Source organism: Burkholderia sp. IDO3, from assembly GCF_003366075.1.
Lineage (GTDB): Bacteria > Pseudomonadota > Gammaproteobacteria > Burkholderiales > Burkholderiaceae > Burkholderia > Burkholderia anthina.
In genome coordinates this window covers 120,488-142,133 of sequence record NZ_CP028962.1, presented here as the reverse complement: position 1 = coordinate 142,133, position 21,646 = coordinate 120,488, and the positions used below count along the sequence as shown (strand labels likewise).

Genomic DNA, 21,646 nt, shown 5'->3' with positions numbered 1-21,646 from the left:
AAAATTCGATCAGTATGACTATTCATTCGAACCGGAATACCCGCCGGCGCAAGCACCTGATATCGACCGTCGGCACGGCGCTGATCGCCTGCGCGATCGCCGACGATGCGGCGGCCCAGTCGTCCGTCTCGCTGTACGGGCTCGCCGACGTCTACGTCGGCACGCAACGCAGCCTCGGCAGCGCACGCGCCTATGCGATGAATTCGGGGGGCTTCACGACGAGCTTCTGGGGCATCGGCGGGCGCGAGGATCTCGGCGACGGCTATGCGCTGCAGTTCGCGCTCGAGGCATTCATGCGGCCATCGAACGGCGGCGCCGGCCGCTTCGGCGGCGATACGTTCTTCGGGCGCAACGCGTATGTCGGCGTCGCGACGCCGTACGGCGTGCTGCGCGCGGGGCGCAACACGACGCCGTATTACATCTCCGTCGTGCGCTTCAACCCGTTCTCGACGTCGTTTGGTTTTGCGCCGGCGCTGAACCAGATGTACAAGGGCGTGGCGGGGCAAGGCCTCGTCGGCGACAACGGCTGGAGCAATTCGGTCCTGTATTCGACGCCCGGCACACAGGCACTGCAGGCGAGCCTGATCTATGCGACCGGCAACGCACCGGGCCACGCCGGCGCGAACCAGTGGGGCGGCAGCATCACGTACGACCGGCAACAGGCGTTCAGCGCGACGCTCGCATTCCAGCAGGCGAAGTACGACCGTGCGCCGGGCGACCTGACCACGTCCATCGCCGGCTTCACGCAGCAGGACGCCGTGCTGGCCGGCGTCGGCTACGACCTGAAGTTCGTGAAGTTCACCGCGTTCTACCAGTACGTGCACGACGCGATCGACGGCGGCGGGCTCGGCACGCATAGCGGGCAGATCGGCGCGGCGGTGCCGCTCGGCTTCGGCACGGTGCTCGCATCGGTCATGGCCGCGAAGAGCCACGGCCGCGACCGCCCGTCACGCACGACCTGGGCGCTCGGCTACGACTACCGGCTGTCGAAACGGACCGACGTCTACGTCGCGTTCATGCGCGACCGCGCGAGCGGTTACGGGAATGGCGATTCGGCTGGACTCGGCCTGCGCACCGCCTTCTGAGCCGCGCACGCCGGCGCGACGCGACGGCGGCCGCATGCGACGCACACCCGCTACGCGTCGGCTGCCCCGTGCAGCAGCAACACCGCGTCGCGCTTCTCCAGCAGATGCCGCCGCAGGATCGCGGCGAGCGCCTTGCCGTCGCGCGCCTCCAGCGCCTTGATCATCTCCTCGTGATCGTGCACCGCGCGATCCCATTTCTCGACGTGCTGGTTCGAGCGGAACCGCATCGACATGATCCGGCGATTGATCGATTGATACGTCGCGCGCAGCGCCGAGTTGCGCGCCGCCTCGTTGATGCGGTCGTGGATCTCCTGGTTGCGGCTGTAGTAGCCCGGCAGGTCGTTCTGCAGCCGGCACGCGAGCATCGAGTAATGCAGCGCCTTGATCTCCGCGAGCTCGGCCGGCGTGATGCGCTCGCAGGCCAGCTCGCCTGAAAACGCCTCCAGCCCCGACATCAGCTCGAAGGTCTCGCGGATCTCCGATTCGCTCATCCGGTACACGCTCGCGCCGCGGTTCGGCGACAGCACGAGCAACCCCTCGGCCGCCAGCACCTTGAACGCCTCGCGCAACGGCGTGCGCGAGATGCCCAGCGTTTCGCACAGCTCGCGCTCGTTCAGCCGCATGCCCGGCGTCAGCACGCCCTCGACGATGAATTTGCGCAGGTGCTCGACCACCGTGTCGTGCAACCGCTGCCGCTCGAGTTTCGGCAGTGCCGGCGCGCCGCCGGCATGCTCCAGTTCGTTCAAATCTTGCATGCAAAGTCCTTCCTTCTTGCTTCACGCGATTCTACTGCAACTCGCCCGACCCGAATATCGCACCGCGAATGTCGGGTAAACACCGGCATCTTCGGCGAAATCAATACTTGGTTTCGTGGCGATCGCTCTGCTAAAGTATTTTGCATGCAAAATTCAAAATGCAACCAAGGAGACAGAACTGCCATGCTGCATCTCGACTTCCATCCGTCCGGCCGCCACTTCCTGCAGATTCCGGGGCCGAGCCCGGTGCCCGACCGCATCCTGCGGGCGATGAGCTATCCGACCATCGACCACCGTGGCCCCGAATTCGGCGCGCTCGGCCTCAAGGTGCTGGCCGGCATCAAGAAGATCTTCAAGACCACGCAGCCGGTGGTCATCTATCCGGCCTCGGGCACGGGCGCATGGGAAGCCGCGCTGACCAATACGCTGAGCGCCGGCGACACGGTGCTCATGTACGAGACGGGTCATTTCGCGACGCTGTGGAAGAAGATGGCCGAGGCGCTCGGCCTGAAACCCGAATTCCTCGGCCTGCCGGGCATTGAAGGCTGGCGCCGCGGCGTGCAGCCCGACATGATCGAAGCGCGCCTGCGCGCGGACACCGCGCACGTCATCAAGGCCGTGTGCGTGGTGCACAACGAGACGTCGACCGGCGTCACGTCCGACATCGCCGCGGTGCGCCGCGCGATCGATGCGGCCGGCCACCCGGCGCTGCTGATGGTCGACACGATCTCGGGACTCGCATCGGCCGATTACCGCCATGACGAATGGGGCGTCGACGTGACGGTGTCCGGTTCGCAGAAGGGGCTGATGCTGCCGCCGGGCATCAGCTTCAACGCGGTGTCGCCGAAGGCGCTCGCGGCGAGCGGGCACGCGACGCTGCCGCACGCGTTCTGGGGCTGGCACGAGATCATCGAAGCGAACCGGAACGGCTACTGGCCGTATACGCCGAACACGAACCTGCTGTACGGGCTCGCCGAAGCGCTCGACATGATCCTCGGCGAAGGGCTCGACAACGTGTTCGCGCGCCACCAGCGGCTCGCCGAGGCGACGCGCCGCGCGGTGCGTGCATGGGGCCTCGAAATCCAGTGCGCGGACCCGGCCGTCTACAGCCCGGTGCTGACCGGCGTGATGATGCCCGACGGCGTCGACGCGGACGCGGTGCGCAAGCTCATCTACGAGCGCTTCGACATGTCGCTCGGCCAGGCGCTCGGCAAGATGCGCGGGAAGATGTTCCGCATCGGCCATCTCGGCGACTGCAACGACCTCACGCTGATGGCCACGCTCGCCGGCTGCGAGATGGGGCTGACGCTCGCGGGCGTGCCGCTCGCCGGCAGCGGCATCGTCGCGGCGATGGATTTCATCGCATCGAGCACCCACACGCCCGCACTGCGCGCGGCGGCCTGATCGCGCGCGCCGGCGCGTCGCCGTCGGCACGCCGCCCGTTCCCCGTTGCGGCCCGCGCACGATGCGCGGCCGCGCTGCTGCCGCGGCAAACCGGCCCCAGAGCCGGCGCGGTTGCAGCTACAAGCCAGACAACATCAAGGAGACGCAACATGAAGCTGTTCCGAGCGACCAGCATCGTGCTGGTGATGCTGTGCGTGATGTACTTCATCACGTACCTCGATCGCGTGAACGTGAGCACGGCCGCCGCCGGGTTCAGCCGGGAATTCGGGCTGAACCGGACGGAGATCGGCCTCGTGTTCTCCGCGTTCGCGTATCCGTACCTCGTATTCCAGATCATCGGCGGCTGGGTCAGCGACCGCTTCGGCGCGCGCCGCACGCTGCTCGCATGCGGGTTGCTGTGGGCCGTCGCGACGCTGCTCACCGGGATGGCCGGCGGCCTGATGTCGCTGCTCGCCGCACGGCTGCTGCTCGGGCTCGGCGAAGGCGCGACGTTCCCGGCCGCGACCTCGGCGATGTCGCGCTGGGTGCCGCGCGAGAAGCGCGGTTTCGCGCAGGGCATCACGCATGCGTTCTCGCGCGTCGGCAATGCGGTCGCACCGGCCGCGGTCGTCGCGGTGATGGCCGTGTACGGCTGGCGCGAATCGTTCTACATCTGCGGCGTGATCAGCATCGTGTGGGTCGCGATCTGGGCGCTCGTCTACACCGAACACCCGAAGGATCACCCGCGCATCACGCAGGCCGAGCTCGACACGCTGCCGCCGCCGAAGCCGAAGCCCGCGACGGTGCCGTGGGGCCCGCTGTTCCGCCGGATGATGCCTGTCACGATCGTCTACTTCTGCTACGGCTGGACGCTGTGGCTGTTCCTGAGCTGGATCCCGCAGTACTTCCTGCACAGCTACGACCTCGACCTGAAGAAATCGGCCATCTTTGCATCGGCGGTGTTCTTCGCGGGCGTGATCGGCGACACGCTCGGCGGCCTCGTCACCGACCGCATCCTGACGCGCACCGGCAACCTCAAGCGCGCGCGCAGCTGGATGGTGTCGATCTGCATGCTGTTCACGCTGCTGTCGCTGTTGCCGCTGCTGTTCACGCATCATCTTTACGTATCGATGGCGTGCCTCTCGGCCGGCTTCTTCTTCGCCGAGATGACGATCGGCCCGATGTGGGCCGTGCCGATGGACATCGCGCCGGAACACTCCGGCACCGCGAGCGGGATGATGAACTCCGGCTCCGCGCTCGCCGCGATCCTGTCGCCGGTGATCTCCGGCTACGTGATCGACCGCTTCGGCAACTGGGAGCTGCCGTTCATCGGCAGCATGGTGCTGATGGGCGTGGGCGTATTGCTCGCGTTCCGCATGCAGCCCGACAGCCGCTTCACCGAATCGGGCACCGAGCAACCCGCCGCCAAGCGGTCGCCGGCCTGATGCCGATCAGTGCGCCGCCGGCATCGCGGCGCCCCCCTTTTCCCTCTCGTCATCCATGACCCAACACGCTACCCATGATCTGGCCGCCCGGCTCGTCGCCGGCTGGCAACACGGCATCGCGTTCGCCACGCTGCCGCCCGAACTCGTCCCCGCCAGCGCCGACACGGCCTATGCGGTGCAGGCGCACATCCTCGCCGAACGCCGCGCCGCGATCGGCGCGTGGAAAGTCGGCGCGAAACAGCCCGACGGACCGATCCAGTGCGCGTCGCTGCCCGACGATTGCCGGCACGCGAGCGGCGTCACGCTGCCGCGCGGCGCGTTCCGGCCGCTCGGGCTCGAACTGGAAATCGCGTTCCGCTTCGGCCGCGCATTCGCGCCGCGTGCCGACGCATATGCCGACGACGAAGTGTTCGACGGCATCGCGCAGATGGGCGCCGCGATCGAGATCGTCGCGAGCCGCTATCGCGAATGGCCGGACGTCGCGCCCGCCGCACAGCTCGCCGACCTGCAGAACCACGGCGCGCTCGTGCTCGGCGAGATGACCGGCTACCGCGCCGATTTCCCGTTCGTCGCGCCCGGCCCGGCGTTCGCGTTCGACGGGCAGGACATCGTCGGCGCCGCGTCGGGCACGAACCCGGCCGGCGATCCGCGCCGCCTGCTGCCGTGGCTCGTGAATCACGCGTCGCGGCGCGGCATCGCGCTGCCGGCCGGCACCGTCGTCACGACCGGCTCGTACACGGGCATGTTTTTCCCGCGGGCCGCGGGCACGGCCGCCGGCTGCATCCCGGGATTGCCGCCCGTGAGCGTCACGCTCGCCTGATCCTTGCCCGATCCTTGCACGACCCGCCTTCAACCGACAACCGACCGCCGCCATGAAATCCGCCGTCTCGCCTTCGCTGGTTCGCCCCGTCCATCTCGTGCCGTCGCAACGCGCCGCGCTGTCGCCGCTGTTCGAGCAGTTGCGCACCGAACTGCGCGGCGACGTCCATGCCGACCGCGCCAGCCGCGGCCGTTACGCGACCGACGCGTCGATCTACCAGATCATGCCGCTCGGCGTGGTCGTGCCGCGCGACCAGGACGACCTGCGGATCGCGCTCGACATCGCACGCGACCGCAAGATTCCGGTGCTCGCGCGCGGCGCCGGCACGAGCCAGTGCGGGCAGACGGTCGGCGAGGCGCTCGTCGTCGACAACAGCAAGTGGCTGAACCGGATCGTCGAATTCGATGCGCAGGCGCGCACCGTGACGGTCGAGCCCGGCATCGTGCTCGATCACCTGAACGCGTGGCTGAAGCCGCACGGGCTGTGGTTTCCGGTCGACGTATCGACCGGCGCGCAATGCACGATCGGCGGGATGGCCGGCAACAACTCGTGCGGATCGCGCTCGATCGAGTACGGCAACATGGTGCACAACGTGCTCGCGATCGACGCGATCCTCGCCGACGGCAGTGCCTGCCGGTTCGGCTCGCTCGCGCAGCCGGTCACCGATCGCCGCACGCTCGACCTGCTGCACGGCGTCGAGCGGATCGCGACGCGCGAGCGCGACGAGCTCGTCGAGCGCGTGCCGAAGGTGCTGCGCCGCGTGGCCGGCTACAACCTCGACCTGTTCGACTGTCAGAACCCGCGCGCCTATACCGACGACGGCCATGCGAATCTCGCGCACCTGCTCGTCGGCTCGGAAGGCACGCTGGCCTACAGCCGCCAGATCACGCTGAAGCTCGCGCCGCTGCCCGCGCACAAGACGCTCGGCGTCGTGAACTTCCCGACCTTCTATCAGGCGATGGATGCCGCGCAGCACATCGTGAAGCTGAAGCCGGTGGCCGTGGAGCTCGTCGATCGCACGATGATCGCGCTATCCATGGAAAACCCGGCGTTCCGGCCCGTGATCGAACGGGCGCTGGTCGGGCAGCCCCAGGCGATCCTGCTCGTCGAGTTCGCGGGCGAATCGCGCGATGCGCAACTGACGCAGCTCGACCGGCTCGCCGAGCTGATGGCCGATCTCGGCCTGCCCGGCAGCGTCGTGAAGATGACCGACGCCGGCGCGCAGAAGGCCCTGTGGGACGTGCGCAAGGCCGGGCTGAACATCATGATGAGCATGAAGGGCGACGGCAAGCCGGTGTCGTTCATCGAGGATTGCGCGGTGCCGCTCGAACATCTCGCCGAATACACGCGCCGCCTGACCGAGGTGTTCCACAAGCATGAAACCGAAGGCACGTGGTACGCGCATGCGAGCGTCGGCACGCTGCACGTGCGGCCGATCCTCGACATGCGGCGCGACGGCGCAACCCGGATGCGCGAGATCGCCGGCGAAGCGGCCGCGCTGGTGCGCGAGTACAAGGGCGCCTATTCGGGCGAGCATGGCGACGGGCTGTGCCGCGGCGAATGGGTCGCGTGGCAGTACGGCCCGCGCCTGAACGCCGCGTTCGCGGAGATCAAGCGGCTGTTCGATCCCGACAACCGCTTCAACCCGGACAAGATCGTCAATCCGCCGCGCATGGATGCGCGCGAGCACTTCCGTTTCGCGCCCGGCTATGCGGCGCTGCCGCTGCAGCCCGCGCTCGACTGGTCGGCCTGGAACGTCACACGCAACCCGCTGACCGGAGAGGAAACCGAACCGGGTAGCGGCACGGACATCACGCACGGGCTCGCGTCGGCCGTCGAGATGTGCAACAACAACGGCCACTGCCGCAAATTCGACGCGGGCACGATGTGTCCGAGCTATCGCGTGACGCGCGACGAGCAGCACGTGACGCGCGGCCGCGCGAATACGCTGCGGCTTGCGGTGACGGGCCAGCTCGGTGCCGACGGCCTCGCCGGCGACGACGTGAAGGCCGCGCTCGATCTGTGCGTGTCGTGCAAGGGCTGCAAGCGCGATTGCCCGACCGGCGTCGACATGGCGCGTTTCAAGATCGAAGCGCGCCATGCGCGGAACCGCACGCACGGCACGACACTGCGCGAACGACTCGTCGCGTATCTGCCGCGTTATGCGCCGTGGGCTTCGAGGATGCGCGGCGCGCTCGCGTTCGCGAACGGCATGCCGGTCGTTGCGCCGGTGATGAAGCGGTGGATCGGCCTCGCGCCGCAGCGCGCGCTGCCCACGTTTGCGCGGCCGTTCCTGGCGGGTGCGGGTGCGGCTTCGATGCCGGCGCCAGACCCGCAAGCCGGTTCGATCACCCGCGAAGTGCTGCTCTTCGTCGATACGTTCAGCAACTACCAGGAGCCGGACAACGCGCGCGCCGCGCGGGCCGTGCTCGAAGCGGCCGGCTACACCGTGCATTTCAACGCGCGGCAAGGTGAACGGCCGCTGTGCTGCGGCCGCACGTTCCTCGCGGCCGGCCTCGTCGACGAAGCAAAGGCTGAAGCGAAACGCACACTCGATACGCTGCGGCCGTATCTCGAACGCGGCGTGGCGATCGTCGGGCTGGAGCCTTCGTGCCTGCTGTCGATGCGCGACGAGTTTCTCGCGTATGGCTACGGCGACGAAGCGACCCGCCTCGCCGGTCATGCATTGCTGTTCGAGGAGTTTCTGGTTCGCGAGCAAGCGGCCGGCCGGCTGTCGCTGCCGCTGCGTGCGCTCGACGGAACCGCCGAGGCGCTGGTGCACGGCCACTGCCATCAGAAGGCATTCGACGCGTTCACGCCGGTGCAGACCGTGCTGCGCTGGATTCCCGGATTGAAGGTGTCGCCGGTCGAATCGTCGTGCTGCGGGATGGCCGGCAGCTTCGGTTACGAAGCCGAGCACTACGATGCGTCTCAGGCAATGGCCGAGCTGTCGCTGCTGCCGGCCGTGCGCGCGCGGGCCAACGGTGCGATCGTCGTCGCGGACGGGACGAGTTGCCGGCACCAGATCCGCGACGGCGCGCAGACGCAGGCCGTGCACGTGGCACGCGTGCTGCAGCGCGCGCTGCAAGGCTGACGGCCGCGCCGACGCTCAGGCACGCCACCCGGCGCGCAATGGCCCGGTGACGGCGGGCCGCCGCAGGCGCATCACTGCACCTCGCCCATCCCGCCCATCAGCGTCATCAACTGCTCCCGCAGCCACTGACTCCCCTGGTCCTGATCGGCACTGCGATGCCAGTAGCAGAAGTATTCGAGCCCCGGCATCTCGAACGGCAGTTCGAGAATCCGCGCCGGATAGCGCCGCAACAGCCGCAGCGGCGCCGTCAGCGCGAGATCGCCACGCATCGCGATCAGCGGCGCGACCATGTAGTGCTGCACGCGCATCTGGATGTTGCGGCGCAGCCCGAGCCGCGTCAGTTCCGCATCGACGTGTCCGCTGCCCTGGCGGCGGCTCGACACGTGGATGTGTCCCATCGACAGGTAGTCGTCCAGGGTCAGCGTGTCGCCCTTGAACGGGTGGTCGTCGCGGATCATGCACGCGTAGCGGTCGCGCACGAGCAGCGCCTGGTGCAGGTGTGGATCGGCAAGCAGCGGCGCGTCGATCGCGATGTCGACGGAGCCGTTGGCGAGCGCGGTCGCGACTTCGCGGCGGTCCATCGTATAGCTGCGCACGTGCATGCCGGGCGCATGCGTCTGCAGCAGTTCGCCGAGCGCCGGCAACAGCAGCGCCTCGGTCAGGTCGCTCATGCTGAGCCGGAACACGCGTTCGGACGAAGCCGGGTCGAACACGTCGCCTTCGTGCGCGCTCGAATCGAGCAGCTGCAACGCCTCGCGCACGCGGCCGACGATGTTCTCGGCCATCGGCGTCGGCATCATCCCGGCCGGCGTGCTGACGAACAGCGGATCGTTCAGTGTCTTGCGCAGCCGCGCCAGCGCGTTGCTGACGGCCGGCTGCGTGAGGTTCAGCACCTCCGCCGCGCGCGTCAGGTTGCGCTTGTTGTAGATCGCCTCGAATACGACGAACAGGTTCAGATCAATCTTCGAAAGGCGCATCGCCGAATCTCCTTGCCGAGATCTTACGGCGCGCGCCGTTCGTTCGTCCACGTCGCGCCGCTCAACCGCGCGGCGGGCGCGTCAGGTACGGCTCGGTCGATCCGCGCACGGCATCCTTGATCTCCATGCGCGCGATCGCCTGCAGGTGCACCTCGTCCGGACCATCGGCGAAGCGCAGCGCGCGGCCCCAGGTCCACAGATCGGCGAGCGGCGTGTCGGGGCTCAGGCCCATCGCGCCGAACACCTGCATCGCGCGGTCGCACACGTCCGTATAGACGGTCGGCACGAGCGCCTTGATCATCGAAATCTCCTTGCGCGCGGCCTTCGCGCCGACCTTGTCGATCATCCACGCGGCCTTCAGCACCAAGAGGCGCGCCTGGTCGATCTCGATGCGCGAGCGCGCGATCCATTCGCCGATCGTGCCATGCCGGTTCAGCGGCTTGCCGAACGCCTCGCGCGACTGCGCGCGGTCGATCATCAGCTCCAGCGCGAGCTCGGCCGCGCCGATCGAGCGCATGCAGTGGTGAATGCGGCCCGGGCCGAGGCGCGCCTGCGCGAGCGCGAAGCCGCTGCCTTCCTCGCCGAGCAGGTTGCGCGCCGGCACGCGCACGTTGTCGAACGTGATCTCGCAGTGCCCTTCCGGCGCGTAGTGGTTGACCACCGTGATGTTGCGCACGATCGTCAGGCCCGGCGTGTCGCGCGGCACGAGGATCATGCTCTGCTGCCGGTGCGTTTCCGCATCGGGGTCGGTCTTGCCCATCACGATGAAGATCTTGCAGTTCGGATGTGCGGCGTTCGTGATGAACCACTTGCGGCCGTTGATCACGTAGTCGTCGCCGTCGCGCTCGATGCGCGTCGTGATGTTGGTCGCGTCCGACGACGCGACGTCGGGCTCCGTCATCGCGAACGCCGAGCGGATCTCGCCGCGCAGCAGCGGCAGCAGCCACCGTTCGCGCTGCTCCGGCGTCGCGAACATGTGCAGCAGCTCCATGTTGCCAGTGTCCGGCGCATTGCAGTTGAACACCTCCGACGCCCAGCCCACGCGCCCCATGATCTCGGCGAGCGGCGCATATTCGAGGTTCGTCAGGCCCGTGCCCGGCTCGTCGTCCTTCAGGTGCGGCAGGAACAGGTTCCACAGCCCTTCGGCCTTCGCGCGCGCCTTCAACTCCTCCATGAACGACACGGGGTACTGCCCCGCATGCACTTCCTCGTTCCATTGACGGATGCGCGGCACGATGTGCGCATCCATGAACGCGCCGACGCGTTCGCGCAGTTCTTCCACTTTCGGGGTGTAGCCAAAATCCATGATCGACTCCTCGAGATTCCGTGTTCCGTTCGTTCGGTTCAGAAGGCCGAGACGCCGCCGTCGACGGCGACGGCCTGCCCGGTCAGATACGTGTTTTCCTTCGCGCACAGCGTGAGCATCGTCGCGACGATTTCTTCCGGGCGGCCGAGCCGCTTCATCGGCGAGCCCTGCGCGAGGAAGTCCTGGCGCTCGCCGATGTCGCTGTCGGTGACCATCGGCGTCGTGCTGTAAAACGGGCACACCGCGTTCACGCGAATGCCGTGGCGCGCGTATTCGAGCGCGGCCGTCTTCGTGAGCCCGATCACCGCGTGCTTCGACGCCGCATAGGCGGCCAGCTTCGGCGCGCCGCCGAGCCCCGCCATCGACGCGACGTTCAGGATCACGCCTTCGCGCTGCGCGAGCATCTGGCGAATCTGGTGCTTCATCCCGAAGAACACGCCTTTCGCGTTCACCGCGAAGCTCAGGTCGAGATCGGCTTCGTCGGTATCGATCAGCGCCTTCAGCGGCGGCGCGATGCCCGCGTTGTTGATACCGACGTCGAGCCGCCCGAAGCGCGCGACCGCCGCCTGCACCAGCGCCGCGACCTCCGCTTCGATCCGCACGTCGCAGCGCTGCGCGATCACGTCGGCGCCGGCCGCGCGCAGCGGTGCGGCCACGCGTTCGAGTGCTGCAGCGTTCAGGTCGCCGAGCGCGAGCCGCGCGCCCATCGCGGCCAGCTCGCTCGCGAGCAGCGCGCCGAAGCCGCTCGCGGCACCGGTGATCATCACGGCCTGCCCGGCGTAGCTGTCGAGTTTCATCGCGCGCTCAGATCGTCAGGCCACCGTCGACGACGATGCATTCGCCGTTCGTGTAGCTCGCCGCGTCCGACACGAGATACAGCACCGTGCCGGCCATCTCGCGCGGCTCCGCATGGCGGCGCAGCGGGATCTTGCCCATCCAGGTTTCGTAGATGTCCTTGTCGGCGAACAGCGCGCCGGCGAACTTCGTCTTCGTGAGGCCGGGCAGCAGCGCGTTCACGCGAATGCCGAGCGGCCCGCACTCCTTCGCGAACGCCTTCGTCATGTTGACGACCGCGGCCTTCGTGATCGAATAGATGCCTTGCCGGTCGCCCGGCTGCAGCGCATTCACCGACGCAGTGTTGACGATCGCGCCGCCGCCGTTCGCCTTCATCAGCTTGCCGGCCTCGACCGACATGAAGAAGTAGCCGCGGATGTTCACGTCGACCGTCTTCTCGTATGCGGCGAGATCGGTATCGAGGATGTGCCCGAAATACGGGTTCGCGGCCGCGTTGTTCACGAGGATGTCGAGTCGGCCGTGCTTGCCGCGGATCGTCTCGAACGTCGCCGCGATATCCTCCAGCCGCCCGACGTGGCACGCCAGCGCTTCGGCGCGGCCGCCCGCCGCGACGATTGCGTCCGCAACCGCCTGGCAGTCGTCGAGCTTGCGGCTCGACACGATCACGTGCGCGCCCTGCTCCGCCAGCAGCTTCGCGATTTCCTCGCCGATGCCGCGGCTTGCGCCCGTCACCAGTGCGATCTTTCCCGTCAGGTCGAACAGATTCGTTGCCATGTCGTCGTGCTCCTCCATTGATATGTTTGACCGTGCCGCCGCGCCACCGCCCGGCGGCTGCGGCGATTCCGGCGTTCAGCGCTGCGTGCCGATCACGTCCACGGCCAGTTCGGCCAGCCGGCCCGTCATCGCGCCGACACGCAACGCCTGCTCGCTCGACGCATTGCCCTGCAGCGCGCGCGCCTTCACGCCCTGCGCGATCGCCGCGAGCCGGAAGAAACTGAAGGCCAGATAGAAATGCCAGTCGCGGATCGGTTCGATCCCGCGCAGTTCGCAATAGCGCGCGACGATCGCCGCTTCGTCGGGAATCCCGAGTTCCGTGCGATCCTGGCCCGCGAGCCCGCGCACCTGGCCGCCCGACGGCAGCCGCAGGCACATGCAGAAATACGCGAGATCGGCGAGCGGATTGCCGAGCGTCGACAGTTCCCAGTCGAGCACGGCCTGCACGCGATAGCCGTCGCGCGCGAACATCAGGTTGTCGATCCGGAAATCGCCGTGAACCAGCGCGGGCCGGCCGATATCCTCGGGGCACGCTTTCGGCAGCCAGTCGATCAACGTCTCCATTGCGTCGAGACGCTCCGTTTCCGCCGCGCGATACTGCTTCGTCCACACGCCGATCTGCCGCTCGAAGTAGTTGCCGGGGCGGCCGTAGTCGGCAAGCCCCACCGCGTCGACGTCCACGTCGTGCAGCGCGGCCATCGTGCGCAGCAGCGCGTCGTAGCAGGTCGCGCGCTCGTCCTTCGGCAGTTCCGGCAGCGCCGGATCCCAGAAGATCCGGCCGTCCTCGAAGCTCATCACGTAGAACAGGCTGCCGATCACGTCGCGGTCTTCGCAGAGGTGATACGGATGCGCGACCGGCACCGCGGTGCCCGACAGCGCGCTCAGCACGCGGAATTCGCGATCGACCGCATGCGCGGATTTCAGCAGCTCGCCGGGCGGCTGGCGGCGCAGCACGTAGCGGCCGCTCTTCGCGTGCAGCAGGAAGGTCGGATTCGACTGGCCGCCGGCAAACTTCTCCATGTCGAGCGGGCCTTCGAAACCCGCTACGTGCGCTTCCAGATAGCGCGTGAGGCGGGCTACGTCGAGGGGCTGGGAAGGGTTCGTCATCGTCGCGATCGTTCGTGGGTCAGCCGTAGGTTCGCAGCGCATGTCGTTCGGGATCCTCCAGATGCGGGATGCCATTGAACGACGCGAGGTGGAACGCTTCGGCGTTGAAGAAAAACTGCGAAAGGCTGCTGTTGCGGATCTGCAGGTTCAGCGCGATCGCGCTCGACGGCGGTGCGTCGAGCACCTGCTGCACGGTCACCGAGATCGGGCCGCCGGAGCTCACCGCGAGCACGCGCCGGCCGCCGCCGTGGCGGATCGCGGCGCGCGCGTCGGCGACGCGCTGCTGGAAATGCGCCCAGGTTTCGGGGGCCGCGTCGCCGAGCTTGTCGTCGGCCCACAGGTACAGCACCTGCCGGAGCGCGCGAAAGTGCGCGTTCATCGAGCCGGCCGCGAGCCGCGCGATCTCCGGATAGTCGCGGGCGGCTGCCGCGAACAGCCCGTGGAAATCGTATTCGTTCAGGCCGGGATGGCGGTCGACCGGCGCGCCTTCACGGCCCATCCCGCGCAGGATCGCATCGACCGTCTGCGCGTGCCGGTGCATCGTGCCGCAGATCACGCGATCGAATGCGAGACCCTGCCGCGCGAAGTATTCGCCGAGCCAGACGCCTTGCTGCTCGCCCGCGGCGGACAGCCGGTCGTAGTCGTCCGTGCCGAACGACGCCTGCCCGTGCCGTACCAGAAAGAGTTCAGCCATTGCCTGCCCTGCCCGCCTGAGGGAAACCGAAGGCCCAGCATAGCGACCGGATCTATATTTTTGAAATTTATTTTCTGAATCAGTCAGTATTCATCGCGTGAATTCACCCTGGACAGACAACGTGCTTGCGCCGGCTTTCGTCCGCACCCCGCGTCGCGGTACGCGAATTGCGGCAGCCGCCACCGTCATGTCGAACACGTCCAGGAGGGGTGCGATGCTCGGTACGATCCTTATCATCATCCTGATTCTGATGCTCGTCGGGGCATTTCCGTCATGGCCTCACAGCCGAAGCTGGGGCTACTGGCCATCGGGGACCGTCGGGCTCATCGTCATCATCGTCGTGATCCTGGTGCTGCTGGGTCGCATCTAGGCAGGAAGGCGCGTGCCGTCGAACGGTCGCGCGCCTTCCTGTTTCGTCGTCGTGGCTTCTTTACAAAAAAAAAGCAAGCGATGAACGGCAAACCCGGCAGCGCTCGCCGGCCTGCGCATCGGCACCGCCGACCATGCGGTCAAGCCGTTCGATCCCGTCGAAGTCGTCGCGTGCCCGTCTCGCGCCCCACGCGCTCAAGCGGCGGCTCGAAACCCAGCAGCGTGTATTCCGCGACCGACACGGTCGATTTCGCCTCCCGCCCCTGCACGACGACGGCCCGCACCGCGCCGGCCCGGTCGAACTTCAGCCGCGTGCCCACGGTCGCCTGACGCAGCGCTTCCAGCTCCTCGACACGCGCGATCGCCAGCTTGCGTACCGCGCCGGACACGTACACCGGCAGGAACACCAACGCGATGAAGATCGACACCGTGTCCTTCGACACACTGTCCAGCATCGGCTGGCCCGACAGCACGAGCGACAGCGACGTCGCGCCGACGAAGATCGCCAGCACCGTCGCCCCCGCGCCGAGCGACGAGAAGCGCTCGGCCGCCTGCTTGGTGCGCGCCTTCACGAGCGCGCGCGCCGTCGCGGACGGCGCGAGCCATTCGCGCTTGGCGCCGTGAAACCCGGCGAACCCGAGCAGCAGCGTCATCGTGCCGCTCACGAGCAGCGCGCCGAACAGCGCGTCCAGCATTACGCAAACGAATTCGAGCACGAACACGGTGACGAGCGGCACCAGCAGCAGCCGGAACGAATAACCGTCGCGGCCATGCCCCTGGATCCACCATTTCACCGGCGGCAGTTGCCAGAAACGGCTGTCCCGGTGGCGTGCAAGTTGTTGTTCCATGTCCGTCCATTCCCGACTGTGCGATACCGCTTCGTCACTTCATCATCGCAGCGCGGCGGCACCGGCAGCATCGGCATCCGCGTCGATGCGCGCGCCCGCCGCACGACCATTCCGCATCATGCCGCAAGCGCTCGCGGCAAACCCGCGGCAGGTCCGCGCCCGGGCGCGGCGACACCGAATGCCTCAGGTTATCAATTGATCCAAAAGATTCATTAGACGATGCATCGCCCGGCGCGCGATGCTGGCCCGGCCCGTGAACGCGGTGTCGTTGCAACCCCGCGCACGACCTTGGAGCGAGACACATGAATACCGATCATCGTCAACGGCGCCACACGCTGTGGCTGCTGTGCGCGCTTTCGTTCATCCTCTACGTCGACCGCGTGAACCTCGCGACCGCGGCCGGTGCGATCAAGTCCGAACTCGGGCTATCGAACACCGAACTCGGCGTCGCCTTCTCCGCCTTCGCATATTCGTACGCCGTCTGCCAAGTTTTCGGCGGCTGGATCGCCGACCGCTTCGGCGCACGCATCACGCTGATCGGCTGCGGGCTGATCTGGGTCGCGTCGACCTTCATGACGGGCCTCGTGCACAGCCTCGCGCTGCTGTTCGCCGCGCGCCTGCTGCTCGGCATCGGCGAAGGCGCGACGCTGCCCGCGCAGGCGCGGGCGATCACGCACTGGTTCTCGCGCGAACGGCGCGGCGTCGTGCAGGGTTTCACGCATTCGTTCTCGCGGCTCGGCAACGCGGTCACGCCGCCGATCGTCGCCGCGCTGATGACGTGGCTGTCGTGGCGCGCGGCGTTCTTCGTGATCGGCGCGGTGACGCTGGTGTGGCTCGCCTGGTGGATCGCCGGCTTCCGCGAATACCCGCTCGGCGACGATGACAGCCGCACGCGCCCCGTCGCACGGCCCGCGCCGCCGTCCGGCCCGACGCCGTGGGGGCCGCTGTTCCGCCGGATGGCGCCGACGATCTTCGTGTACTTCTGCTACGGCTGGACCGCATGGCTGTTCTTCACGTGGCTGCCGACGTTCTTCCTGAACGGCAAGGGCCTCGACCTGAAGTCGACCGCGCTGTTCGCGTCGGGCGTGTTCTTCGCGGGCGTGGTCGGCGACACGGTCGGCGGCTGGCTGTGCGACCGCATCTACCGCCAGACCGGCAACCTCGCGCTGTCGCGCCAGAGCGTGATCGTCGCGAGTTTCGCCGGCGCGCTCGTGTGCCTGCTGCCGCTCGCGTTCGTGCATTCGACGGCCGGCGTCGCGCTGTGCCTGTCCGGGTCGTTCCTGTGTCTCGAACTGACGATCGGGCCGATCTGGGCGGTGCCGAGCGACATCGCGCCGAAACACGCCGGCATCGCGAGCGGAATGATGAATGCCGGTTCCGCGGTCTCGGGGATTCTGTCGCCGATCCTGTTCGGCTATCTCGTCGACCGAACCGGCAGCTGGACGGTGCCGTTCATCGGCTCGGTCGCGATGCTGCTGATCGGCATCGTCGCCGCGCTGCGGATCCGGCCCGATCGCGCGCTGTCGGAAGCCGCGCCGTCGCTCGTCGAAGCGCCGGCCGCGCCGTCGGCGCGCTGAAGCGGCGCGCGTCGGGTTCGCCTGCCTCAGTCGCCTCGCCGGTGTCGCCATCCCGCTTCACCGCGTTCCGTGATGGCAGTGGTTTGGTGTGCTTGGTGTGCTTGGTGTGCTTGGTGTGCTTGGTGTGCTTGGTGTGCTTGGTGTGCTTGGTGTGCTTGGCCTGCTTGGCCTGCTTGGCTGGTTCGGCTGGTTCGGCTGGTTCGGCTGGTTCGGCTGGTTCGGCTTGATCGGCTTGATCGGCTTGACCGGCTTGACCGGCCAGCGCGGTTGGCGCGGCTGGCTCGGCCGCCTCGGCTGACAAACCACGCCATTACGCATCGCCGTCATCCCCCGCCCCGTCCCGATGGAACAGCGCGAGAAACTGCTGCGCGGGAATGCTCAGCGGCCGGTCGCGCCGCACGAGGCTGCCGTACGACGGCAGCTTCTGGTCGAGCACGTAATCGAGGATCGCCACCAGCCCGTGCTCGGCGTTGCGCCGCGCGACGGTCAGCGGAATCACGCCGAGCATGTGCGAGCGGTCGACGAGGTTCATCGTCGTCAGGATCGAGCCTGTTTCGACGAGCCCGCGCGGCATCGGCTGGTGACGCGCGCGGAATTCGCGCTCCACCACTTCGCGCGCCGGGCTGCCGGCCGGCTGCAGGATCCACGCGTAATCGAGCAGCGCGTCGAATTCGACCGGCCCCGCGCCCGCGAGCGGATGGTCGCGGCCCGCGATGATCGCGAGCGCCTCGTCGTCCACCACGCGGAAATCGCAATCGGTACCGACGTTCCGGCCGATCACCACTTCGAGCACGCCTTCGCGCAATTGCGGCATCAACCGGTCGCTGGTGTCGACCGCGATGTCGATCGCGAGCAGCGGATAGCGCGCCTTCAACTGCACCAGCGCCTCGGTGAGCCGCCCCGGCGACGCCGCCATGATGCTGCCGATCGCGAGCCGCCCCGCGCTGCCGAGCTGCAGCTCGCCGAGCTCGCGGTTGAGCGCCTCCACGCTACCGCGGATCCCGCGGAAATAGCCGAGCACGCGCTCGCCGGCCCGGTTCAGCACGAGCCCGCGCCCGACGCGGTCGAACAGCCGCTGGCCGAGCGCGCTTTCCAGTTCGGCCAGCATTTTCGTCGCGGCGGGCTGCGTGAGGCCGAGCTGGCCGGCCGCCGCGCGCAGCGTCGAGCATTCGTCCACCGCGAGCAACAGCGCGATCTGCCGCATCCGCAGCCGGTTCAGCAATTGGGGAGTCGAGTCTCGTCGATCGATCGAGCCCATTTTTGATTACTCCAGGTTATCGATTCATCAAGAGTTTTCAATTTACCGACTCATTCCGTCTACCTAGCATGAACCCCATAGACCAACGGCCACGCGCCGCCACCGGAGACACAGCATGAACAAGCACCCGACCGCCGTCCGCCACGGAGGCGCCGCATGACGACCGCCGCTCCCCTGCCCGTCGTCGCGCTGACGCTCGGCGACCCCGCCGGCATCGGCGCCGAGCTGATCGCGAAACTGCTCGCGCGGCCCGACGCGACCGCCCGCGCGAACCTCGTGCTGATCGGCGACCGCTGGCTGTGGGAAGCCGGCCAGCGCGTGGCCGGCGTGACGGTCGACGTGGAACCCGTCGCGTCGCTCGCCGCCGTGCGCGGCCGGCCGTCCACCGCGCGCGCCGCGTTCGTCGCGGTCGACACGATCGATCCCGCGCAGGTCACCGTCGGCCAGGCGGGCGCCGCCGGCGGCCGCTCGACGCTGACCGTGCTCGACCAGTGCCTCGACGCCGCGCTCGCCGGCGACATCGACGCGATCTGCTTCGCGCCGCTGAACAAGTACGCAATGAAGCTCGGCGGCCTCCAGCACGACGACGAGCTGCACCACTTCGCCGCCGCGCTCGGCGTGACCGGCTACTTCTGCGAATTCAACACGCTCGGCGAGCTGTGGACCGCGCGAATCTCGTCGCATATCCCGCTGAAGGATGCGGCGGCCCAGCTGAGCGTCGAGCGGATCGAACAGGCATCCGAACTGATCTACCGGTCGCTGCTCGCGAACGGCGTCGCCGCACCGAAGGTCGCGATCGCCGCGTTCAACCCGCACGGCGGCGACGGCGGCAGCTGCGGCCGCGAGGAAGTCGACATCATCGAGCCGGCGGTGCGCAAGCTGCAGGCGCGCGCGTGGCCGACCGACACGCCGTTCCACGGCCCGTTCCCGGCCGACACGATCTTCCTGAAGGCGCAGGCCGGCGACTACCAGGCGATCGTCACGATGTACCACGACCAGGGGCAGATCGCGATCAAGCTGCTCGGCTTCTCGCGCGGCGTGACCGTGCAGGGCGGGCTGCCCGTGCCGATCACGACGCCCGCGCACGGCACCGCGTACGACATCGCGGGCCGCGGCAGCGCCGACGTCGGCGCGACCTGGCAGGCGCTGCAGATCGCGTGCCGGATGGGTGCCGCGCGCCGCACGTCCACCGTTTCCGCGTGACCCTCGCACGCCTTCTACACACGACAACATCGATTCCGGAGACACCATCATGAAGATCCGTTCCGTACGCGCCCGCGTATTCCAGTGGAAAGGCAAGACCGTCCCGCCGCAAGGCAACTTCTGCTCGAACGCGATGGACCTGCTGTACGCGCCGCAGGAGACGATGAGCACGTTCCGCTTCCATGCGTGGACGGTCGTCGAAGTCGAGACCGACGACGGCATCGTCGGCCTCGGCAACGTCGCGCTCGCGCCGCACGTCGCGAAGGCGATCATCGACCAGTACCTCGCGCCGCTCGTGATCGGCCAGGATCCGTGGGACTACGAATACCTGAACCAGCGGATGTACCGCGCGACCCACGCATGGGGCCGCAAGGGCATCGGCATGGCGGCGATCTCGGCCGTCGACATCGCGATCTGGGACATTCTCGGCAAGAGCGTCGGCAAGCCCGTGTTCAAGCTGCTCGGCGGGCGCACCAAGGAAAAGATCCCCTGCTACTACTCGAAGCTGTACCGCACCGACCTGAAGGCGATGCAGGAGGAAGCGCAAAAGTACCTGAAGGAAGGCTTCCGCGCGTTCAAGATGCGCTTCGGCTACGGGCCCGCGCACGGGCAGCAGGGCGTGATGGAGAACCTGAAATCGGTTGCGGCGATCCGCGAGGTGATCGGCTACGACAACGACCTGATGCTCGAGTGCTACATGGGCTGGAACCTCGAGTATGCGAAGCGCATCCTGCCGAAGCTCGAGAAGTACCAGCCGCGCTGGCTCGAGGAGCCGGTGATCGCCGACGACCTCGACGGCTACGCGGAGCTGAACCAGCTCACGAACATCCCGATCTCCGGCGGCGAGCACGAGTTCTCGCTGTACGGCTTCAAGCAGTTGCTCGACCGCAAGGCCGTGTCGGTCGTCCAGTACGACACGAACCGCGTCGGCGGCATCACGATGGCGCACAAGATCAACGCGCTGTGCGAGGCGTACAGCGTGCCGGTGATTCCGCACGCGGGCCAGATGCACAACTATCACCTGACGATGAGCACGCTCGCATCGCCGATGAGCGAGTACTTCCCGATGTTCGACGTGGAAGTCGGCAACGAGCTGTTCTATTACATCTTCGACGGCGAGCCGGTGGCCGAGAACGGCTTCCTGCAACTGCGCGACGACGTGCCGGGTCTCGGCCTCACGCTGAAGACCGAATTCCTCGACCAGTTCGACATCGTCGAGTGAGGGCCGCCATGAACGCACGCTACCAGGGCGTCTTTCCGGTCGCGCCGACGATCTTCGACGCGCACGGCGCGCTCGACCTCGACGGCCAGCGCCGCTGCCTCGACTTCATGATCGACGCCGGCTCGCACGGCATCTGCATCCACGCGAACTACTCGGAGCAGTTCGCGCTCGGCGACGACGAACGCGACCTCATCACGCGCACCACGCTCGAACACGTCGCCGGCCGCGTGCCGGTGATCGTCACGACGTCGCATTTCAGCGCGCGGATCTGCGCGGAACGCAACCGCCACGCGCAGGCGCTCGGCGCCGCGATGGTGATGGTGATGCCGCCGTATCACGGCGCGACCTTCCGCGTGCCGGAAGCGCAGGTGCGCGCGTTCTTCCGCGACGTCGCCGACGGCCTCGACATTCCGCTGATGATCCAGGACGCACCGGCGAGCGGCGTCGCGCTGCCGGCGTCGTTGCTCGCGACGCTCGCACGCGAGATCGACGCGGTGTCGTACTTCAAGATCGAGACGCCCGGCGCGGCGTCGAAGCTGCGCGAGCTGATCGCGCTCGGCGGCGACGCGATCGAAGGGCCGTGGGACGGCGAGGAAGGCATCACGCTGCTCGCCGATCTCGATGCGGGCGCGACCGGCGCGATGACGGGCGGCGGGTATCCGGACGGCATTCGCCGGATCACCGACGCGTATTTCGCCGGACGTCGCGACGAAGCGTGCGAGCACTACGCGCGCTGGCTGCCGCTGATCAACTACGAGAACCGCCAGTCGGGCTTCCTGAGCGCGAAGGCGCTGATGAAGGAAGGCGGCGTGATCGCGTGCGACCGGCCGCGCGCGCCGTGGCCCGACCTGCACCCGCAGGTGCGCGCGGGCCTGCTCGACGCGGCGCGGCGGCTCGATCCGCTCGTGCTGCGCTGGGGACGCTGACCCGACAT

General features: G+C 67.9%; 20 protein-coding genes. 11 read left to right on the top strand and 9 right to left on the bottom strand.

What is annotated here, in order from left to right:
• Positions 1 to 14 precede the first annotated feature (14 nt).
• A complete protein-coding gene (locus DCN14_RS00655) occupies positions 15 to 1,085 on the top strand; it encodes a porin (protein ID WP_096500884.1) in 1,071 nt (356 codons plus the stop codon).
• A gap of 50 nt (positions 1,086 to 1,135) precedes the next feature.
• Here the strand turns inward: DCN14_RS00655 and DCN14_RS00650 are convergent, their stop codons facing one another.
• The gene (locus tag DCN14_RS00650; RefSeq protein WP_096500886.1) at positions 1,136 to 1,840 is read right to left on the bottom strand and encodes a GntR family transcriptional regulator; all 705 of its coding nucleotides are present in this window, start codon (positions 1,838 to 1,840) and stop codon (positions 1,136 to 1,138) included.
• A 183-nt stretch (positions 1,841 to 2,023) separates the two neighbouring features.
• Between DCN14_RS00650 and DCN14_RS00645 the strand changes: the two genes are divergently transcribed.
• The 4 genes from DCN14_RS00645 to DCN14_RS00630 all read left to right on the top strand — a co-directional run bounded on the left by DCN14_RS00645 (position 2,024) and on the right by DCN14_RS00630 (position 8,582).
• Positions 2,024 to 3,244, top strand: a complete 1,221-nt coding sequence (locus tag DCN14_RS00645; RefSeq protein ID WP_096500888.1) for an aminotransferase class V-fold PLP-dependent enzyme — start codon at positions 2,024 to 2,026, stop codon at positions 3,242 to 3,244.
• A gap of 149 nt (positions 3,245 to 3,393) precedes the next feature.
• Positions 3,394 to 4,668 carry an MFS transporter gene (locus DCN14_RS00640; RefSeq protein ID WP_096500890.1) on the top strand — a complete coding sequence of 425 codons (1,275 nt, stop codon included), beginning with the start codon at positions 3,394 to 3,396 and terminating at the stop codon, positions 4,666 to 4,668.
• 55 nt (positions 4,669 to 4,723) lie between these two features.
• Entirely contained in the window at positions 4,724 to 5,488 is a 765-nt protein-coding gene (locus DCN14_RS00635) for a 2-keto-4-pentenoate hydratase (RefSeq protein ID WP_240327224.1), read from the top strand.
• Between the two features lie 52 nt (positions 5,489 to 5,540).
• Entirely contained in the window at positions 5,541 to 8,582 is a 3,042-nt protein-coding gene (locus tag DCN14_RS00630) for an FAD-binding and (Fe-S)-binding domain-containing protein (protein WP_096500892.1), read from the top strand.
• Positions 8,583 to 8,653: 71 nt separating this feature from the next.
• Here the strand turns inward: DCN14_RS00630 and DCN14_RS00625 are convergent, their stop codons facing one another.
• From DCN14_RS00625 to DCN14_RS00600, 6 genes are all read right to left on the bottom strand, one after another.
• On the bottom strand, positions 8,654 to 9,559 hold the full coding sequence (locus DCN14_RS00625; protein WP_096500894.1) for a LysR family transcriptional regulator: 906 nt from the start codon (positions 9,557 to 9,559) through the stop codon (positions 8,654 to 8,656).
• Positions 9,560 to 9,620: 61 nt separating this feature from the next.
• Positions 9,621 to 10,865 (bottom strand): acyl-CoA dehydrogenase family protein, encoded by a 1,245-nt coding sequence (locus DCN14_RS00620; protein ID WP_096500896.1) that lies wholly within the window; start codon positions 10,863 to 10,865, stop codon positions 9,621 to 9,623.
• Positions 10,866 to 10,903: 38 nt separating this feature from the next.
• The gene (locus tag DCN14_RS00615; RefSeq protein WP_096500898.1) at positions 10,904 to 11,662 is read right to left on the bottom strand and encodes a glucose 1-dehydrogenase; all 759 of its coding nucleotides are present in this window, start codon (positions 11,660 to 11,662) and stop codon (positions 10,904 to 10,906) included.
• 7 nt (positions 11,663 to 11,669) lie between these two features.
• Complete coding sequence (locus tag DCN14_RS00610; RefSeq protein ID WP_096500900.1) at positions 11,670 to 12,434, bottom strand: SDR family oxidoreductase; 765 nt, start codon at positions 12,432 to 12,434, stop codon at positions 11,670 to 11,672.
• Positions 12,435 to 12,509: 75 nt separating this feature from the next.
• Entirely contained in the window at positions 12,510 to 13,541 is a 1,032-nt protein-coding gene (locus DCN14_RS00605; protein ID WP_096500902.1) for a phosphotransferase, read from the bottom strand.
• A 19-nt stretch (positions 13,542 to 13,560) separates the two neighbouring features.
• Positions 13,561 to 14,235 carry a histidine phosphatase family protein gene (locus tag DCN14_RS00600; protein WP_096500904.1) on the bottom strand — a complete coding sequence of 225 codons (675 nt, stop codon included), beginning with the start codon at positions 14,233 to 14,235 and terminating at the stop codon, positions 13,561 to 13,563.
• A 214-nt stretch (positions 14,236 to 14,449) separates the two neighbouring features.
• Here DCN14_RS00600 and DCN14_RS00595 point away from each other — a divergent pair, with 214 nt between their 5' ends.
• Entirely contained in the window at positions 14,450 to 14,605 is a 156-nt protein-coding gene (locus DCN14_RS00595; RefSeq protein ID WP_096500906.1) for a DUF3309 family protein, read from the top strand.
• A 139-nt stretch (positions 14,606 to 14,744) separates the two neighbouring features.
• Here DCN14_RS00595 and DCN14_RS00590 read toward each other — a convergent pair whose 3' ends face one another.
• Positions 14,745 to 15,452 carry a hypothetical protein gene (locus tag DCN14_RS00590; protein ID WP_096500908.1) on the bottom strand — a complete coding sequence of 236 codons (708 nt, stop codon included), beginning with the start codon at positions 15,450 to 15,452 and terminating at the stop codon, positions 14,745 to 14,747.
• A gap of 302 nt (positions 15,453 to 15,754) precedes the next feature.
• Here DCN14_RS00590 and DCN14_RS00585 point away from each other — a divergent pair, with 302 nt between their 5' ends.
• The gene (locus DCN14_RS00585) at positions 15,755 to 17,029 is read left to right on the top strand and encodes an MFS transporter (RefSeq protein ID WP_096500910.1); all 1,275 of its coding nucleotides are present in this window, start codon (positions 15,755 to 15,757) and stop codon (positions 17,027 to 17,029) included.
• A gap of 151 nt (positions 17,030 to 17,180) precedes the next feature.
• Complete coding sequence (locus tag DCN14_RS37760; RefSeq protein ID WP_162826149.1) at positions 17,181 to 17,327, top strand: hypothetical protein; 147 nt, start codon at positions 17,181 to 17,183, stop codon at positions 17,325 to 17,327.
• 12 nt (positions 17,328 to 17,339) lie between these two features.
• Here the strand turns inward: DCN14_RS37760 and DCN14_RS00575 are convergent, their stop codons facing one another.
• Positions 17,340 to 18,287: a LysR family transcriptional regulator gene (locus DCN14_RS00575; protein WP_096500912.1), complete on the bottom strand. Its 948-nt coding sequence runs from the start codon at positions 18,285 to 18,287 to the stop codon at positions 17,340 to 17,342.
• Positions 18,288 to 18,443: 156 nt separating this feature from the next.
• Here DCN14_RS00575 and DCN14_RS00570 point away from each other — a divergent pair, with 156 nt between their 5' ends.
• From DCN14_RS00570 to DCN14_RS00560, 3 genes are read left to right on the top strand one after another with little or no spacing between them, the layout of a single operon-like run.
• Positions 18,444 to 19,490, top strand: a complete 1,047-nt coding sequence (locus DCN14_RS00570) for a 4-hydroxythreonine-4-phosphate dehydrogenase PdxA (RefSeq protein WP_096500914.1) — start codon at positions 18,444 to 18,446, stop codon at positions 19,488 to 19,490.
• Positions 19,491 to 19,539: 49 nt separating this feature from the next.
• Positions 19,540 to 20,712, top strand: a complete 1,173-nt coding sequence (locus tag DCN14_RS00565) for an L-rhamnonate dehydratase (RefSeq protein WP_096500916.1) — start codon at positions 19,540 to 19,542, stop codon at positions 20,710 to 20,712.
• A gap of 8 nt (positions 20,713 to 20,720) precedes the next feature.
• Positions 20,721 to 21,638 (top strand): dihydrodipicolinate synthase family protein, encoded by a 918-nt coding sequence (locus DCN14_RS00560; RefSeq protein WP_096500918.1) that lies wholly within the window; start codon positions 20,721 to 20,723, stop codon positions 21,636 to 21,638.
• Positions 21,639 to 21,646: the final 8 nt, after the last annotated feature.